Source organism: Timonella sp. A28 (genome assembly GCF_051200815.1).
Lineage (GTDB): Bacteria > Actinomycetota > Actinomycetes > Actinomycetales > Cellulomonadaceae > Timonella.
In genome coordinates, this window is sequence record NZ_CP195159.1 from 2,277,362 (window position 1) to 2,294,309 (window position 16,948).

14 protein-coding genes are annotated in these 16,948 nt (G+C 50.3%); 9 read left to right on the forward strand and 5 right to left on the reverse strand.

What is annotated here, in order from left to right; all coding sequences use genetic code 11:
• Positions 1 to 46 precede the first annotated feature (46 nt).
• A complete protein-coding gene (locus tag ACR9EC_RS10765) occupies positions 47 to 1,447 on the reverse strand; it encodes a hypothetical protein (RefSeq protein WP_435299226.1) in 1,401 nt (466 codons plus the stop codon).
• Between the two features lie 171 nt (positions 1,448 to 1,618).
• Complete coding sequence (locus tag ACR9EC_RS10770) at positions 1,619 to 3,301, reverse strand: endonuclease/exonuclease/phosphatase family protein (protein ID WP_435299227.1); 1,683 nt, start codon at positions 3,299 to 3,301, stop codon at positions 1,619 to 1,621.
• A gap of 194 nt (positions 3,302 to 3,495) precedes the next feature.
• Between ACR9EC_RS10770 and ACR9EC_RS10775 the strand changes: the two genes are divergently transcribed.
• Positions 3,496 to 4,926, forward strand: coding sequence for an MFS transporter (locus ACR9EC_RS10775; RefSeq protein WP_435299228.1), 1,431 nt, complete (start codon positions 3,496 to 3,498; stop codon positions 4,924 to 4,926).
• A gap of 239 nt (positions 4,927 to 5,165) precedes the next feature.
• A complete protein-coding gene (gene pgi / locus ACR9EC_RS10780; RefSeq protein WP_435299229.1) occupies positions 5,166 to 6,839 on the forward strand; it encodes a glucose-6-phosphate isomerase in 1,674 nt (557 codons plus the stop codon).
• A 56-nt stretch (positions 6,840 to 6,895) separates the two neighbouring features.
• Here the strand turns inward: pgi and ACR9EC_RS10785 are convergent, their stop codons facing one another.
• Positions 6,896 to 7,684: an ABC transporter ATP-binding protein gene (locus tag ACR9EC_RS10785; RefSeq protein WP_435299230.1), complete on the reverse strand. Its 789-nt coding sequence runs from the start codon at positions 7,682 to 7,684 to the stop codon at positions 6,896 to 6,898.
• Positions 7,685 to 7,820: 136 nt separating this feature from the next.
• Here ACR9EC_RS10785 and ACR9EC_RS10790 point away from each other — a divergent pair, with 136 nt between their 5' ends.
• The 3 genes from ACR9EC_RS10790 to ACR9EC_RS10800 are packed head-to-tail and all read left to right on the forward strand — an operon-like array spanning position 7,821 to position 9,332.
• Complete coding sequence (locus ACR9EC_RS10790; protein WP_435299231.1) at positions 7,821 to 8,189, forward strand: YidH family protein; 369 nt, start codon at positions 7,821 to 7,823, stop codon at positions 8,187 to 8,189.
• A gap of 3 nt (positions 8,190 to 8,192) precedes the next feature.
• Positions 8,193 to 8,543 (forward strand): DUF202 domain-containing protein, encoded by a 351-nt coding sequence (locus ACR9EC_RS10795; protein WP_435299232.1) that lies wholly within the window; start codon positions 8,193 to 8,195, stop codon positions 8,541 to 8,543.
• Positions 8,544 to 8,546: 3 nt separating this feature from the next.
• Positions 8,547 to 9,332: an HNH endonuclease family protein gene (locus tag ACR9EC_RS10800; RefSeq protein ID WP_435299233.1), complete on the forward strand. Its 786-nt coding sequence runs from the start codon at positions 8,547 to 8,549 to the stop codon at positions 9,330 to 9,332.
• 63 nt (positions 9,333 to 9,395) lie between these two features.
• On the opposite strand, the gene ACR9EC_RS10805 is transcribed toward ACR9EC_RS10800, so the two are convergent.
• Both ACR9EC_RS10805 and ACR9EC_RS10810 read right to left on the reverse strand, forming a co-directional pair.
• The gene (locus ACR9EC_RS10805; protein ID WP_435299234.1) at positions 9,396 to 10,991 is read right to left on the reverse strand and encodes an MDR family MFS transporter; all 1,596 of its coding nucleotides are present in this window, start codon (positions 10,989 to 10,991) and stop codon (positions 9,396 to 9,398) included.
• Between the two features lie 147 nt (positions 10,992 to 11,138).
• A complete protein-coding gene (locus tag ACR9EC_RS10810) occupies positions 11,139 to 11,762 on the reverse strand; it encodes a TetR/AcrR family transcriptional regulator (RefSeq protein WP_435299235.1) in 624 nt (207 codons plus the stop codon).
• Positions 11,763 to 11,951: 189 nt separating this feature from the next.
• Between ACR9EC_RS10810 and ACR9EC_RS10815 the strand changes: the two genes are divergently transcribed.
• The 4 genes from ACR9EC_RS10815 (at position 11,952) to ACR9EC_RS10830 (ending at position 16,814) form a co-directional block, all read left to right on the forward strand.
• Complete coding sequence (locus tag ACR9EC_RS10815; protein WP_435299236.1) at positions 11,952 to 12,908, forward strand: hypothetical protein; 957 nt, start codon at positions 11,952 to 11,954, stop codon at positions 12,906 to 12,908.
• 353 nt (positions 12,909 to 13,261) lie between these two features.
• Positions 13,262 to 14,530, forward strand: coding sequence for a 23S rRNA (adenine(2503)-C(2))-methyltransferase RlmN (gene rlmN, locus ACR9EC_RS10820; protein WP_435300651.1), 1,269 nt, complete (start codon positions 13,262 to 13,264; stop codon positions 14,528 to 14,530).
• Positions 14,531 to 14,655: 125 nt separating this feature from the next.
• On the forward strand, positions 14,656 to 15,261 hold the full coding sequence (locus ACR9EC_RS10825) for a TetR/AcrR family transcriptional regulator (RefSeq protein WP_435299237.1): 606 nt from the start codon (positions 14,656 to 14,658) through the stop codon (positions 15,259 to 15,261).
• Positions 15,258 to 16,814 carry an MDR family MFS transporter gene (locus ACR9EC_RS10830; RefSeq protein WP_435299238.1) on the forward strand — a complete coding sequence of 519 codons (1,557 nt, stop codon included), beginning with the start codon at positions 15,258 to 15,260 and terminating at the stop codon, positions 16,812 to 16,814. The genes ACR9EC_RS10825 and ACR9EC_RS10830 overlap by 4 nt, the downstream gene beginning before the upstream one ends.
• Positions 16,815 to 16,948: the final 134 nt, after the last annotated feature.

A 16,948-nucleotide genomic window follows, 5' to 3' on the forward strand; every position in this document is an offset into this window, starting at 1 on the left:
ATGGTCGGTTTCCCAATCTGAAGATTGGGAAACCGACCATTTTGTTTTAACTCAATGCAATCGAATACTGCTCAGATAGGTCATAACCGCTCCAAAAAGTCACACGCTCGTCAGTGGCTTCAAGGAAACTAGCGGTGCTAGGCAACAGATAGTACGTACCGGTTTTCTCAGCATTGTTATAGATGAAAAGAAAACTTTTTTCTTCAGCGTCTGGGCTTGCCGAGTCAAGTAGGAAAGCTGAGTGAGTTTTGTTTAAAGCAATCTCAGTGATTGAATCTGGAATCTCGATGTTAGGTTTTGTGGCAAACGCCGTGTCAAAAAGTGATTGCACGTCAACAATATCTACCTGCTGTGTTGCGATGTTGGCCGCATAAACGGTAGTACCGCGAGAAAACGTTAGTGTGTCGCCTACAGCAGCAAAGGCATTAATTTGGTTTTGAGGACTAATGAACCCACCAGCAATTTCAGAATTCTTTGCAACCTCTGAGCTTTCACCAGCAACCATCGAATAAACGGTGTTGCCGATTTCTCCCTCGACTACATCACTCTCAGCCTCTTCAGAGTCTTGCTTGATCTCATCTCTTTCGGACGTTATGTATGCGACTCCTTGCTGCGAAAAATCAAACTCATGCACATTTTTCGCTTCGATGCGGAAGTCGCTTCCATCGGTCTTTACTGATACGAGTGCGTGGATGAAATCTTTTTCATCCCAGTCATCAATAGAGGTGCGTCCTGACTCAGCTTTCTCTCTGTACGCATCAGAGGGGATGTAGCTCGTAAAATATACGCGATCATCTTTCACAGCTACATATGGTGCGTAAGTAGTGGGGAGCGCTGAGTGCAAATCTAAAGCGTCTTCGGCTGTGAGGAGAACCTTAGATTTTTTGCTGTCTAAATCAGCGGAGAACAGCCGCCATGTGTCTTGATATTGAGAAGCTGCATCAGTTTCAAGCCAATACACGGTTTTTTCATCGGCTCCCATATCGATGACCATGCGAGGCTTATCTCCAGGAACAAGCTTTTCCGTGGATGTAAAAGGTGTGAACTTGCCTGAAACATCAACTCCTGCCTGCTCAGCATCAGGGTTGAGTTCACGTGCTTCCGCATCGCATACATTTTTTTTCGGTACTTTTACTGCGAGGTATGTAATCTTATCGATTTGCGTTTCATGCCGAATGTGTCCAGTGCACGGAGTGCTATAGGCAGACATAGACAGACCGGTTTTAGAAATCGCGGCCTCGTCGCCACGCTGAAAATCTTTTCCGTCCAACGTGAGGGAATAACTTTGAGCTTCTTTGCCGAAGATCGTGAGACCCTCACTCGTTTTTAACGTGTTTGTTGATGGCTTCGACGTTGTCGACGAGGTCGACGAATCTGTTGCAGGGGAGCACCCCAGCAGCGTAGCGACAAGAAGAAAACTGCATGCTGCAGCAAGCCTATGTTTCATAGTTGATCATTTCCATGGGTGAGTCAGACAAGACGTAAATCTCTGACATTCTTCCGTAAGGAACCCCTTTAATCAACTAATCCGTTAAGTCCGAAATGAAGCATGCGTGTTTTATGAAACAGTGTCAACAACGTGCGTGTGCAGCAACGTGAAGACCACTGCACCATGCCTCTACCTCATAACAAAATCAACGTAGACGAGGTTGTGATCCGTAGCTTTTTGTCCATGGAACTTGTTCGTATATTTTGTGGCGTACACGTTTTTACTGTTGGCAAAAACAAAATCGATACGACCAGCAACACCAGACGACGCGGCCTTTTGCTTTTTCCAACCGTTAAACGTCGAATACTTCAAACCTGAAGATTTTTCCGCAGTGGCACCATCAAAATATCCGGCCTTGAAAAGCCTATTGACGATAGAGAAGTCAGAAGAACGCGCGCTTGAAGAATTCAGGTCCCCAACGAAAAACACGGGAAGGCTCTTCTTGTTGACTTTCCGCATGTGCTTCAAAATAGTGTCGACCTGGGCTTTCCTATTCTTGTGGTACTTCGAACCTTTACGATGCTCCAAGTGCGCAGAAACAACCCAAAATTTCTGTTTCGTTTTCCTGTCTTGGAACTGCGCAACCGCAGCAGAACGCTGATAGTTCACTCCACCTAGGCGAGGCAACTTAACTGTGCATGACGTGGAATAACTGCGTTTCTTTTTTCCCTTACCCGTAGTGTCAGAACACTTTGAAAGCAGCTTGTACCGCGCTGAATCGTAAAGGATACGCGCACCGTCATCCCCGCCCGGCTGCCCAGGCTTGATGTACCGAGTTGAGCGCACAAGCTTCCACTTCACAGACTTCTTTTTCTTCTTCTGAGCAGATTTAACTTCAGCCAACAGTTGCTTGAGCTGAGTGCTGCGGCCTGCCTTATTTGTGGAAGCTTCTTGCAAACCAATAATGCCTGCTTTTGAATTCACAATATATTTCGCAACAGTGGAACGTCTGCTCGACCAAGACGGATTACGCCCCGACGCTTTGACTGACGCAACATTGAACGTCCCAATTCGCAAAGAAGTCTTAGGTTTTTTCGGTTTCGTGTTTGGTTGCCCCGCCACAGCAACAGTTGACGTATGCGAATACCGCGAACGAGTCTCAGAGGCCCCAACATTGCGGGCTTCCACCCTGTAGCGGAAACTACGGCCAGAGCCAATAGGTGTTCCTAACGCCGCTAGCTGCTTCTTTGTTAAAACCACAGATTTTGCGGTTACTGGAAGACTAATAACAGTATGGTTTTTGCCCTTCTTGCCACCAGTGAAAGGTGTCGAAGCTATATGCACGCGGAAACTCGTCGTGAATTGAGTGTTGTGCACCCACGACAATTTGACTCGGCCGTTGCTTACTTTTCCTGCTTTAACGTTTATTGGTTCTGGGGTTCGCGCGTTCGTCACCCCAGTAATGAGATTGCTCCACGGCCCCACGCCACCTGCTGCGTTAATGAGTCGGGCACGAATGAAATATTTCGTGTTGTTTCTCAGCGAAGGAAGAGTCCGACCAAAATCGTCAGGAACACTTGACGCCCTCGACGGGTTATTAAAAATCATTGTCTTAACATTTTTTGTAAACGCAGAGTTTGTCGCCCACTGATACTGCACGCATTTTGGCCCAGAAACCCACGTGAGATTAACCCTCATAGACTGTGCAGTGACACTGCTTCTCTTCAACGCAATAGTTGTAGATGCAGCATGCGTGCCCGCCGACGAAGACACAACACATGACGGTTCAGTGGCCTGTGCGGCAGGCGGTGCGGCAATCGTCGCAACGCCGCTCAGCGCAATGGTGATTCCTAATGCAACAAGCTTTTTCACTATGGCTCCAACGTTGGGGCGAATGCGTTCCTTATAGTTATCGGCAAGCGCGGCACGTTTTCTTACTAGTTGTTTTTATGTGGGCAGCAACTGACACCTGAGGGAATGGAAAAGCAACCAAGATTGTCGTACATAGATGGTGCACTAAAGACCCCTGCACTGCGATAACGCGTTAATCCTAAGAACGGAACTGAATGTCCAGCCTTTTTACTGACACAAGCCACCCCAACCGAAAATGGCTTGTGCTTGCCATCGTCGCGATGACACAACTTGTTGTCGTCCTCGACGGCACAATCGTCGCGATTTCACTCCCGCACGCCCAAGCCGAACTACACCTTTCTGACGTGCAACGACAATGGGTTGTTACCGCATACGCTCTCGCATTTGGTTCACTACTGCTGCTCGGTGGGCGTATCGCAGATTTTTGGGGACGAAAACGCACATACATTGTCGGGCTTGCAGGATTTGGCATCGCTTCCGCCTATGGAGGGCTCATCCACTCCGGTGCAGAACTCATTATTGCTCGAGGTTTGCAAGGCGTTTTCGCTGCGCTCATGGCACCCGCCGCGTTAGCGATTTTGACTATCACCTTTCCTATGGGGCGCGAACGCAACACAGCCTTCGCGATCTTCGGCACCACAGCGGGCATGGGGGCCGCCATCGGCTTCATCTTGGGCGGCATCCTGACAGAGTATGCGTCATGGAGGTGGTGCCTTCTCGTAAACGTTCCAATTGTCGTCGTCGCTATCTTTGCTGCGGCGCTCTTACTGACGGAAAGCAAAGCTCAAGGGGACACCAAACTCGATATCATCAGTGCAGTTACAGTAACTGCCGGTCTTGGTGCGCTCGTCTATGGTTTCACTCTTGCAGAGCACGGCTGGAATCAACTGTCAGTGCTGTTGTATCTCGCAGGTGCTGTCGTTCTGTTGACTGTGTTTGTTGTTCGTCAAGCAACATACGCTCACCCCTTGTTGCCGCTACGGATTTTGAACAGGACACGTAGTGGAGCTTTCCTGCTGCAAATGATTGCGGGCGCAACAATGATAGGCGCGATGCTTTACCTGACATTTCACATGCAGATTGTTTTACAGTTCACGCCATTACAGGCGGGGCTAGGCATGATTGTGCAAACCGTAGCGATTTCATCCACGGTTCCTTTTGCGACGAAACTGTTGCCAAAATTTGGGCCTAGACCTTATCTGATTATTGGTCCAATCATTGCTTCCGTAGGGATTTTCTATCTGTCCTTTGTGACAGTGGGCGGCTCATATTGGACCCAGATCATGCCTGCACTGATTATTGCCGGCATAGGTATGGCGTTGTTGTTTGTTCCTGTGCAAAACATTGCTTTGTTGGGTGTGGACCCGCATGATGCGGGTGCAGCTTCTGCAACAGGAAACGCTTCTAATCAAATTGGCGGTTCAATAGGGTTGGCAGTGTTCACAACAATATATGTGGAAGCGTCAGCAGGGTCCCACCTTCCAGCAGATTTGGTGGAGGGATACCACGCAGTTTTCCGCGCAAGCGCGGTTGTGGTGCTTTTCGGTGCTGTTATAGCTTTCCTCATGATTCGTGGTTCTAAAGCAGACTTAATGCCCGGTATTACAGTGAAAGAAATGCATTAAATTTCTTTGTGTAACGCACAGATTATGGAAGACGTGATTGGTAAAGCTGCAGGTAGTCTGGGCGGCTCATGACGAGGTGTATTCCGTTAGGTCTAAGGACTAAACGAAAAATTTTGAAAAATAGTAACCTCAAAGATGAACCGCAGGCTTTCTGCAGTGCTTCGTCCATCATTCGTATCCTGTTCCCCCGAAGAACAACGAACGATGATGTTGCGCGCTAAGAAACCTGAAAATCTCAGATGAAAAGGGAGGCATCTGTGACCTCATACGATTTAACTGCTACGCCTGAATGGGCTGCGCTCGTTACCGAGAAAACCGTTGTTGATAAAACAACACTGCGTCAAAAGTTCGAAGCGTACCCTGAACGTGGCACACAGTTCACTGCGCAAGGCGTTGACTTGCACCTTGACTACTCTAAAAACCTTATCGACGAGAACACCCTCGCCAAGCTCGTAGACCTCGCACACGCTGCGCAGCTACAAGAAAAAATTGATGCAATGTTCCACGGCGAACACATCAACACCACCGAAGACCGTGCAGTATTACACACGGCTCTGCGCCTGCCACGCACAGCACAACTTGTTGTAGATGGCCAAGACGTTGTGGCTGACGTGCATGCCGTTCTCGACCGCATGAGCGTATTTGCTGAGCAGGTACGTAGCGGAAAATGGCTCGGTTACACCGGGAAAACCATTAACACAGTCGTCAACATTGGTATTGGAGGTTCTGACCTCGGTCCAGTGATGGCATACGAGGCACTCCGCGACTATGCAGACCGAAACATCGAATGCAGGTTCGTTTCAAACATTGACCCAACTGATGTCTTTGAGAAATGCCACGACCTCGACTACGAACGCACCCTGTTCATTGTTGCGTCAAAAACCTTCGGTACGGCTGAGACACTCACCAACGCCCGACAAGCACGCAGCTGGCTCATCGAAGCTTTAGGTAGCGAAGACGCTGTTTCGCAACACTTCGTTGCAGTGTCAACGAACGCGGAAAGGGTAGCCGATTTTGGTATCGACACCGCGAACATGTTTGGGTTTTGGGACTGGGTAGGAGGCCGCTACTCGTTCGACTCAGCTGTTGGTTTAGCGCTGATACTGTCCATCGGACCTGACAACTACCGAAACATGCTTGATGGCTTCCACGCCATGGACGAGCATTTCCGAACCACGCCGTTTGAGCAAAACGTGCCTGTCATTATGGGTCTGCTTAACGTGTGGTACAACAACTTTTACGGAACCAGCTCTCACGCTGTTCTCCCGTATTCGCAATACTTACTGCGTTTCCCAGCGTATTTGCAGCAGCTCACCATGGAATCTAACGGTAAGTCTGTGCGTATGGATGGGACATCCGTGCAGCAGACAGCATCAGGTACACCGCTGCAAACCGGTGAGATTTTCTGGGGAGAACCAGGCACAAACGGTCAACACGCTTTCTATCAGTTGCTGCACCAAGGCACCAAAGTAACCCCAGCAGATTTTATTGCCTTTGCGCAACCAAACCATGACCTTGGTTCCATGCACGACCTGTTCATGTCGAACTTCTTTGCGCAAACAGCGGCTTTAGCATTCGGTAAAACTGCAGACGAAGTGCGCGCTGAGGGCACACCTGAAGCGATCGTTCCACACCGTGTCATGCCAGGTAACCGGCCAACCAATTCGCTTATCGCAGAGAGACTGACGCCATCATTGCTTGGCCAGTTGGTTGCCCTTTATGAGCACATTACGTTCACGCAGTCAGTGCTGTGGGGGATTAATGCGTTCGATCAATGGGGTGTCGAGCTAGGTAAGCAGATGGCTTTGCAATTTGAAGGAATGCTGACATCTGAAGAAGCACCCGAATATACGGCAGACGCATCAACTAACGCGTTGATTGCCCGCTACCGTGCATTACGCGGACGCGCATAACCAGCGATTGCTAGTGCGAATGTGGGGGCGCAACCGGTTGGTTGCGCCCCCACATTTTAGTCTTCGAGGGTTCGTAGCGCTCGGACGGCTTCTGGGTAAGCCTGCGCAATATCTGTAGTTGCAGGATGCTGCGGATCGATGAGGAGATCACGCGGAGACCCCGTCTCGACAAACTCTCCATCGGCTAAAACGTGGACGGTCGGTGTGAGGCGAGACAGTAAGTTCATGTCATGCGATAACACGACGAGACCGATCTGGCGTTCGTGAACAATATCGCGCAAATGATGAGAGACCTTGTCTTTCAACGACGAATCAAGCGCAGTCGTCGGCTCATCCAGAATTAAAATCTCCGGGTTTGTCACTAACGCTAACGCGATAGTGAGGCGCTGACGTTCACCACCAGAAAGGGTGTGAATCCGACGATCAATAAAACGTGGTTCTAAGAACATCTCAGCCAGAACATCTTCAATGCTTTGCCCTGAACCGCGCCCAACTTTACGAGCTAGCCGTAACTCAGTTTCTACAACCCGACGCACAGTAAGCGAACTATCAAGGCCAAAGAAACCGTTTTGTGCGACCGTGCGCACAAGGGCTTCAAATCGTTTCTTTTCACCAAGACGAAGACGAGACACTGCCTTCCCATCAAAAGTGACTCGTCCACTGCGCGGTTTTAACCGCCCAGATAGCGCATGCACCAACGTCGACTTACCAACACCCGACGCCCCCGTTACGCCGATAGCCGGCGCGCCTTTTGACATCGACAACGAAATGCCACGCAAAGACGGATGAGACGAATAACCTGCAACGACACCCTGCGCCGATAAAACATGTGGGTTGGTACTCACAACAACTCGCTTTGCTCAAAGAAACTATTCATTAATGTAACGAACACACACCACATTACGCTCCCACTACATGTGAAAGAGTCGAAAAAGACCTAAGACTTGTCGGATAAAGAACACGTAGAGCTACGCTATGAGTATGGCGCTCAAGAGATATCCGCGGTCTGTATATGACGTTGGAGACGAACCCGATCCACGATTTTCCCTAGCAAATGAGCGCACCTTTTTGTCGTGGATTCGAACCTCACTAGCCTTTGTCGCAGGAGGCTTAGCCCTCGAAGCACTCGACGTTCCCGTATGGCCAGCAGCCAGATCTGTAGTAACTGCTGCGTTTTTAATTATTGGGTTAATCGTCCCCCTGTACGCGTGGATGACATGGAAGCATAACGAACGCACACTACGGCAAAATAAGCAGATGCCAGGACCGCGCATGGCAGTCATTATCAGCGTGTTGACTGCGATAGCAGTATTAGCGCTTGCAATCGGATTGCTGATTGGGGTGGAGTAATCAGTGAGCGAAACCCCGCACAGCGCACACGACTCCGTATATGACGTCGGGCTAGCTGTTGAAAGAACTGCGTTGTCGTGGCAACGCACAATTTTGGCAGTAGTGGTTGCTACTGCATTGGCTACGCGATACACCGCAGATGCCGCACCCGTATTTTTCCCGCTGACCGTTGGCACAGTGGGAGTGTTGAGCGGAATCACAGCGTTATTGTGGGTTCGTCGTCGATACCGTAATACCAACAGACACCTGCATGAACACGGAAATTTAGCGATTACAGACGGTGTTCCAATCTCATTAGTGACCCTTTCAATACTGTCACTGACAGTTTTAGTTTTCATTTTTGTTTACGCTTAATCTGTGGCCGCCAACAAAAACCCCCAGCAGCAGTATGAGCAGTTTGAAAAACTTAATCGTGTAGTTACTCAGCATTTAAACCCGCCAGGGAAGAACCGTAAACGCCCGCACTGGGTCGGAACAATTATTACTATCGTCATTCTTGCTGTAGTCGCATACCTGACAACAGACGGATTTAGCAGTTATGGAAATAACGCGGAGAACAGCTGGGAACAGCCCACCGCGCAAGAAATCACAGCAGCGCAAACCACGTTGGAAGCGCTCCCTGTGAAAAAACCAGAAACCCGTAAAGGCTACGACCGCGAACGACAATTCGGTAGCGGCTGGGCAGACCTCGACCGCGACGGCTGCAATACGCGTAACGAGATTCTCAACCGTGACATGACGAACCTCGTGCACAGAGACGTCTCACCGCAAGGCTGCCTCGTCGACGGGGGAACCCTCGACGACCCATACACGGGCGACATTATTGAATTCGACCCGAACAATCGTGCCAAAGTGCAAATCGAACACGTAGTAGCGCTCTTTGATGCGTGGCAAAAAGGCGCGCAACATTTGACTAAAGAACAACGTGTGGAATTGGCTAACGACCCAGATAACCTACTAGCGGCGTACGGGCCTGAGAACCAGTCGAAAGGACACCGCGACGCTTCGGAATACTTGCCACCAAACGAATCGTTCCAGTGTTCTTACGTAATTGCACAAATTACTGTGAAAGAACGATACGAGTTGTGGGTGACATCTGCTGAAAAAGCAGCTATGAGTACCGTACTTAAAAACTGTTCATAGCGGTTATGAGTGAAGCCCCCACACGGATGTGTGGGGGCTTCACTGTATGTGCTGTGCGTGGATTTACAGTTGCGCTAGTTCTGGTTCGTCTGTAACGGCTTCGCCACGGGCAACCATTCCGGCTTCGTCGGATAGTTTGATCTGCTTCATAAAGAAAGCGAGCGCACAGGCTACGACGAGGAAAGGAACCATGTACAGGAATACTGGTGCTAAAGAATCTGCATACGCATCTACTACGCCTTGACGCATAAATTCTGGCATGCTGTCCATGATCGCTGGCGTAATGTTCGCTGAAGCTTGGGTGCTTTCTTCGGCAGATAATCCTGCACCACCGAACACTTCACCGAGTCGCTCCCCGAGCCTGTTTGTGAAGAGGGTGCCAAAAATTGCTACACCCAGTGCGGCGCCAACTTCACGGAAATAGTTGTTAGTTGACGTGGCTGCACCGACGTCATGTGCGTCTACGGAGTTTTGCACAACAAGTACGACCACCTGCATAACAAGGCCAAGCCCTGCACCAAAGAAAAACAGGTAGGTGCATAGCAGCCACAGCGGCGTACTACCGGTAAGTGTTGACATGATGACTAAGACAACTGCGGTGACTGCGGTGCCGACGATTGGATACATGCGGTACTGACCGGTTTTTGTGATGCGTAAACCAGTCCAGATGGAGGTTCCCATCATTCCCGCCATCATCGGCAGCATCAACAAGCCGGAGGTTGCGGCGGAAGTTCCTGATGACATTTGCATGAATGTTGGTAAGAAAGCTAGCGCTGCGAACATGCCAAGTCCAAGGACAAACCCGATTGCTGTAGCGTTCACAAAAACACGGTTTTTGAAGAAGGCTAGCGGGATGATTGGGTCTTCAGCCCTGGACTCAACAAAGATGAAGAGTGCGGCAGCCACGAGCATAGCTGAACCCCACGCCCACGTTTCTGGGGCGTCCCAGCCATGGCTGTTTGAACTGCCAAAGTCGGTGAAGAAAATCAGTGAGGTTGTTGCAATTGACAGCAGAAGAACACCTAAGAAGTCGATCTTCTTTTCGGCTTTGTGGCTTGGGAGTTTTAACGTAAACCACGCGACGGCAAAGGCGACGATTCCGATTGGAATGTTGATCCAGAACGCCCAATGCCAGGTGAGGTGGTCAACGAAGAATCCGCCAAGGAGTGGACCTGCAACTGCGGCAATACCGAATACTGCGCCCATTGGGCCCATGTATTTTCCGCGTTCTGAAGCGGGAGTGATGTCGGCGATGATTGCTTGGGACAGAATCATGAGTCCGCCACCGCCGATGCCTTGAATGGCTCGGAAGATAACGAAAGACCAAAAATCGGTGACGAGGGCAAGCGCCAGCGACGCCAGCGTGAAGATGGCGATGGCAGCGAGGAAGAGGTTTCGTCGTCCTAAGATGTCACCGAATTTTCCATATATGGGCATCACGATTGTTGTAGCCAATAGGTATGCGGTGGTTATCCATGCTTGGTGTTGGACTCCGCCAAGATCGCCGACGATTGTCGGCATGGCCGTGGACACGATGGTTTGGTCGAGGGATGACAAAAACATGGATGCCATCAGCGCTGAGAAGATAACCCAGATGGTGCGCTGTGTAAGAACAAGTTTTGGTTCTTCGAGGGCAGCACCTGTTGGTGCGTGAGACATGGTTTTCCTTAGTTGTGGAGACCTATTACAGGCTGTTGCGTGAGGGATTAGGCGCGTGGGTTTTGTTCGCTGAAGAATGCGCTGAGGTGTGCAAAGTTTTGTTTCAACGTTTCAGTGAATACTGCTTTTTGGAGCGTGCAGCTTGCCTCATGGAGGGCAGTTCGTGAAGCTTTCCGGCTCTGTGTGTGCAGCGTGTGCATCCATAAATGTGGACATGGTGAGCTGGTGCGCAGCCACGGCAACAGTGTGCGCGTATCCGGCGGGGGAAGGGAGCTCTTCACGTTGCGTGATGAGTGCTGTGAGTTCAGAGATGAGGCTGTAGGCGTGCTTGTGCAGGCTTTCGAGGAGTGTGGGTTGTTCAAGGAAGATCTTGTGCATGACGTCTGGAGTGAACTCTTCGTTCATCATGGATTGGAACGAATCTCCGAGGAGTATGCGGATCGCTTCGACGAGGGGGAGTGTTCCGCGTGATTGCAGGAACGTTTCTTTGTAGTCGGTGTAGGGGGATTCGAGGGTGATGCCGAGTATGGCGTCGTCTTTGGATGCGAAGTAGTTGAAGAATGTGCGCCTTGAGATTCCTACTTCTGTGCAGAGTTCGTCGAGTGTGAATCCGTTGAGTCCTTTGTTGAGTGTCATGCGTCGTGCGTGAGCGATGAGTGCGCTTTGTGTTTTGGCTTTGCGGGCGGCACGTAGGGATCCCTGGGGTGGGCGGTTGTCTGTTTTGTGTTGTGGTGCTGTCACCCCAGAAGAACTTTTTGCACTTTCACTCATGAAGTGCATTCTTGCACTTTGATTTTTAAAGTGCAAATTTATAAAGGCTGTGGTTCTGGCGATACGTAATGCCGATGTAGGCGGCTAAGGCTGTTTTCCACGTACAAAAACAACCGATTTCGTCCGCATGCGAGTAGTAAAACCGCACGGCTTGACTGCTTCGCCTCGTCTAAAAACTAGGCTCACACAATGACGACAGAGCGCTCATGGCAACACCTAAATAAACCCTTACCAGAAACGTTCCCTGCTCGACACTATTCACGTAACACTCTAAACAGGCTGCTTGCAGCCAAAGAAATCGCACGCATCCGCCCCGGCATTTACGCATACACAACACCAGAGACGGTTAAGCCTCACAGCACATTTGAACAACGACGAATCCACCAACTCCTGCTTATCTCTGCCGCTCAATGGCAACTCAAGCCGCATGAAGTAGTAAGCCACGGTTCGGCCGCAGCGCTGTGGGGTTTGCTTGTCCCTGAGCCGGAAGAGGAGGTGCACATTACTGTCGCTGAGGGAGCACAGATACGACGACAAGGTGAACGCAGGCACCTGCTTTATTTGCCGGAAAGCCACGTGACCACTCGTCACGCAATTCGCGTAACAACACTAGAAAGAACGATTGTTGACTGCATGAGGACGGCTAAACCGATGGAAGCGTTAGCCATCGCTGACCACGCACTTGCTCGCGGTGTAAGCAGAGAACAGTGCTTGTCGATTAACGCTGCCTTGCGTTCACCAAAGCGAAGAAAACGCACTACGTGCCTTCTTAATCGCGCCACATCCCTTGCTGAATCTATTCCCGAATCGTATATGCGCTACGTTGCATGGCTCGCCGGAATGACAGATCTCGTTCCGCAATATCAGGTGCGCCTTGAAGGTAGAACGTTTCGTTTAGATATTGGAGCGCCACAATTAAAAATCGCACTCGAATACGACGGACGCATCAAATATGCAGACTCGCCAGATGCCTTGTATCACGAGAAACTGCGTGAAGATATACTGCGTCGCGCCGGGTGGCTGGTTGTTCGTGTGGTTGCAAAAGACCTCCATAATATTCATGGGTTAGTGGCACGCATGCGCGCGGCGATGCGGGCGAGGGGAATCGTCGAGTATGCGGACATTGATCCAGTCCTTCGCGAGTAGCTGTTGTGTGTTGTCAGATTTTGTATTGTTTCGTCGTACCGCAAATGCCGAAACGACGCATTAAATGACGAATCATGCATGCAGCAGGGTTTGAGAAGGGCAGGGTTTGTTGTCGCTCACGTTTTGCGCACGTATGCAAAGCGCGTGAAACAATAAAAAGGATGTCTGCTTCAAAAAACTCCCCCCGAAACCCTCACCTGAGCACACTTAAAGTGGGCTCTGTGCGTTCTGCTGCCCAACAAGAGGGCTCACGTAGCTTTGGTAAAACTCGAAAAACGAGCAACCGAAAAGGCGACGAAACGCAAGGTGGGCGCGAGGATCGTCTTAAGCGCTCAGATCGCAATGAGCGCACCATGAAACATTTAAAGCAGGCAGATCAGGCCGCAGAGCGCAAAGCCGCGCAGCAGGGCCGAGTCTCAGAATTGCGTGCACGACGCGAAGGCCGTGAGCAGGTTCGTCCAACCCCAGAGGGTTGGAAGCAAGCGATGGGTGCAGATGGGCGTCCAGAGCTTCAATTCGCGACGAAGAAGCGCGTGACGCAACCCCCAACACACTTTGCAGACCTCACAATAAAAGAGCGGCAAGACAAACTTAAAGAGCTGGGTTTCCCTGCTTTTCGGGCAAAGCAACTGTCGGTGCATTATTTCCAGCACTACACCACTGACCCCGAACTTATGTCTGACTTGCCAAAGGCAGGGCGTCAAGAATTGGTTGAGGCTGCTTTCCCAGCGCTCCTCACGGAAGTTAAACGTCTCGTAACTGACGATGGCGCAACGATCAAATTCTTGTGGCGTCTGTTTGACGGGTCTTTGGTTGAGTCCGTTTTGATGCGTTATCCGGGCCGTATTACGTTGTGTGTGTCTTCGCAGTGTGGGTGCGGAATGAACTGCCCATTTTGCGCAACAGGTCAGGCTGGGTTGACTCGTAACATGTCTACTGCCGAGATCTTGGACCAGATTGTTCAAGCGAACCGGGTTATTGCAGAGGGTGGACTTGGCGGTATACGTCCAGGAGACCATGTGCCTGAGCGCGTCACAAATATTGTGTTTATGGGCATGGGTGAGCCGCTTGCAAACTATAAGCGTGTAATGAATGCCGTGCATCGTATGGTTGCGGAAGCGCCAGAGGGTCTTGGCATGTCTGCTCGGGGTATCACGATATCGACGGTTGGTTTAGTTCCGGCTATTCGGAAATTAGCGGACGAGAATTTGCCTTTCACCTTCGCGCTGTCGTTGCATGCCCCTGATGACGAATTGCGTGACGAACTTATTCCGGTTAACTCGCGTTGGAAAGCTGATGAAGCAATCGACGCGGCGTATGAGTATTACGAGAAGACCGGGCGGCGTGTGTCTATTGAATATGCGTTGATTAAAGATATGAATGATCACGCGTGGCGTGCTGATCTGTTGGCGGACAAGTTGAATGCGCGCGGTAGGGGTTGGGTGCATGTTAACCCTATTCCGCTGAATCCGACTCCTGGGTCGATTTGGACGTCTTCGGACCCGAAGGTTACTCGTATGTGGATTGAGCGGTTGGAAGCTAAGGGCGTGCCTACGACTTTGCGTGATACTCGCGGTAAAGAAATCGATGGTGCGTGTGGTCAGTTGGCTGCGACTGAGTAAACATTTGTGATTGTAAAGAGGGGTGCTTCCTTGTGGAGGTGCCCCTTTTTTGTGTGTGCAGCACACATCATAATTTTGCAGTTGTGCATTTTTGCAGTTGTGCATAATCTTGCCTTGGAGGAACGATGTCACGACGAGAACAAAACAAAGCCGGCGCATACCGGGCAATCCATGAGGCCGCATATCGGTTAACTGTCGTAGAGCAGGCACAGCCGACGGTTGAAGAAATTGCTGCGGCAGCACAGGTGTCACCGCGCACATTTTTCAATTATTTTCGCTCTAAAGAAGAAGCTGTTTTGGGTTTACGGCCTGCGCATATTGAAGAAGATCAGTACACGCATGTTGGTGAAACTAAAACGAGTGACCTTTTTGAACACGTGACTGAAATGTTTTTTGAAGTCATACGTTCCTCAGTAGTGGATCGTTCCACGTTCTATTCCCGCAGCCAAGAGCTAAGAGAGCTGCCACTATATCGAGTCGTTCTGGCCAAACACTTTGGGGCGTGTGAGGTGCTCGTGCAAGAGGCCGTGAGTCGTCACCTCGCATCTGAAAGCGCGCCTTTTGATGGTTCATACACGGTTGAAGATGCCGCTCGTGCTTTAACGGTTTTAGCCGGTGCTGCCGCAAAATTTGTTTTTGCTCGTTATCCTGCAGCGCTTACGCATGACGACGATCATGAATATAGGTCTTCCTTGGCCGCTTTCCGCACAATCATAAGAGAGACGCTATGACGAGAGAACATAATTCAATCAAGCTGCTGTTTGCTGGCCTGATGGTGACACAGTTTATGTCGTCTCTTGGCCAAACGGTCTTGTCTAGTGCGTTGCCAACGATTGTTGGAGAGCTCAACGGGGTTGAGCACATGGCGTGGGTGATCACTGCATTTATTCTTGCGGCCACCATTGTGATGCCTATTTATGGCAAGCTATCTGACTTGTGGGGGCGTAAACCCTTACTTTTAGTTGCCATTGTTTTGTTTTTGGCGGGCTCTGTGCTGGGTGCGCTTGCGTCGTCAATGAACGCGTTAGTGATTGCACGTGCCATACAGGGTGCTGGTGGTGGTGGCTTGATGATTCTGTCGCAGGCCGCTATTGCTGACGTGGTTCCGGCCCGTGAGCGCGGTAAGTACATGGGCATTATGGGGGCAACTTTTGCGGTGTCTTCTGTTGCTGGTCCTTTGCTTGGTGGATGGTTTACGGAAGGTCCGGGGTGGCGTTGGGCTTTTTGGATGAACATTCCTTTGGCGGCTCTTTCTATTTGTGCAACACTGCTGTTCTTGCATACTCCACGGGTTGTTAATGTGGTGAAACCCAAGATTGATGTGTTGGGTATGGCTTTGCTGTCCGTTGTTACGACAGCTTTTGTTTTGTTGGTAACGTTGGGCGGTTCTGCCTACGCGTGGTCTGAGCCTTTTATTACTGTTTTGGCTGCTGTGACGTTGTTGTCGGGCGTGGCTTTTGTGTTTGCGGAAAAGCGTGCGGCGGAACCAATCATGCCGTTGTTTTTGTTCCGTGACCGTAACTTTAATTTGACGACGATCACTGCTTTGGCAACGGGAATCGTCATGTTTGGTGCTATTGGCTATATTCCAACGTATTTGCAGATGGCTGGCGGTTTTTCGGCGGCTACAGCAGGTTTGTTGATGGCGCCGATGATGCTTTCGTTGCTTATTTCTTCGACTGTTACTGGTTTGGCAGTTAGCAGGTCGGGTAAGTATCGGATGTTTCCGGTTGTCGGATCTTTAGTTGTTGCTGTTGGGCTGTTGTGGATGGCGCAAACGGAGTTGGATACCCCGGTCGTTGTTATCTGTTTGGCAATGTCGGTTATGGGCGTTGGCGTGGGTATGTCTTTGCAGATTTTGACGTTGATTGTGCAAAGTTCGTTTTCGCTTAAGGTTGTGGGTACTGCTACTGCTGCAACGAATTATTTCCGTCAGGTTGGGTCGACCCTTGGTTCTGCGGTCGTGGGTGCTGTGTTTGCTTCTCGGTTGATGTTTTATGTTGAGGATCGGATGGGGGAGGACGCTGCTGTTGTTGGTGATGCGAGTTCGTTTACGCCTGCTTTTGTACATAGCCTTCCGCAAAGTGTGCGTGAACCGATTCTTGCTGCATATAACGATGCGCTGATCCCTATTTATTTGTGGTTGATTCCTTTGGTGCTTATTGCTGCTGTCTCTGCGTTTTTTGTTAAGGAGCGCCCTTTGGCTACTTCAATTGAGGAAGCGATGGGGGATTCTCCGTTGAGGGCTCCTCATTCGCGAATTGAGGATGACAGCACTACTTGATTTCTTCAAGATGGAAGAAAATGAGGGGTGAGCCTTGTCACTTTTAGCGTTTAATGCCGTGCGTGTGCGCTGGTAGAACTTCTTCACGCCATCTTCACTGCCCTTCTGTGGCCCTAGTCATTGGCGAATCGTTA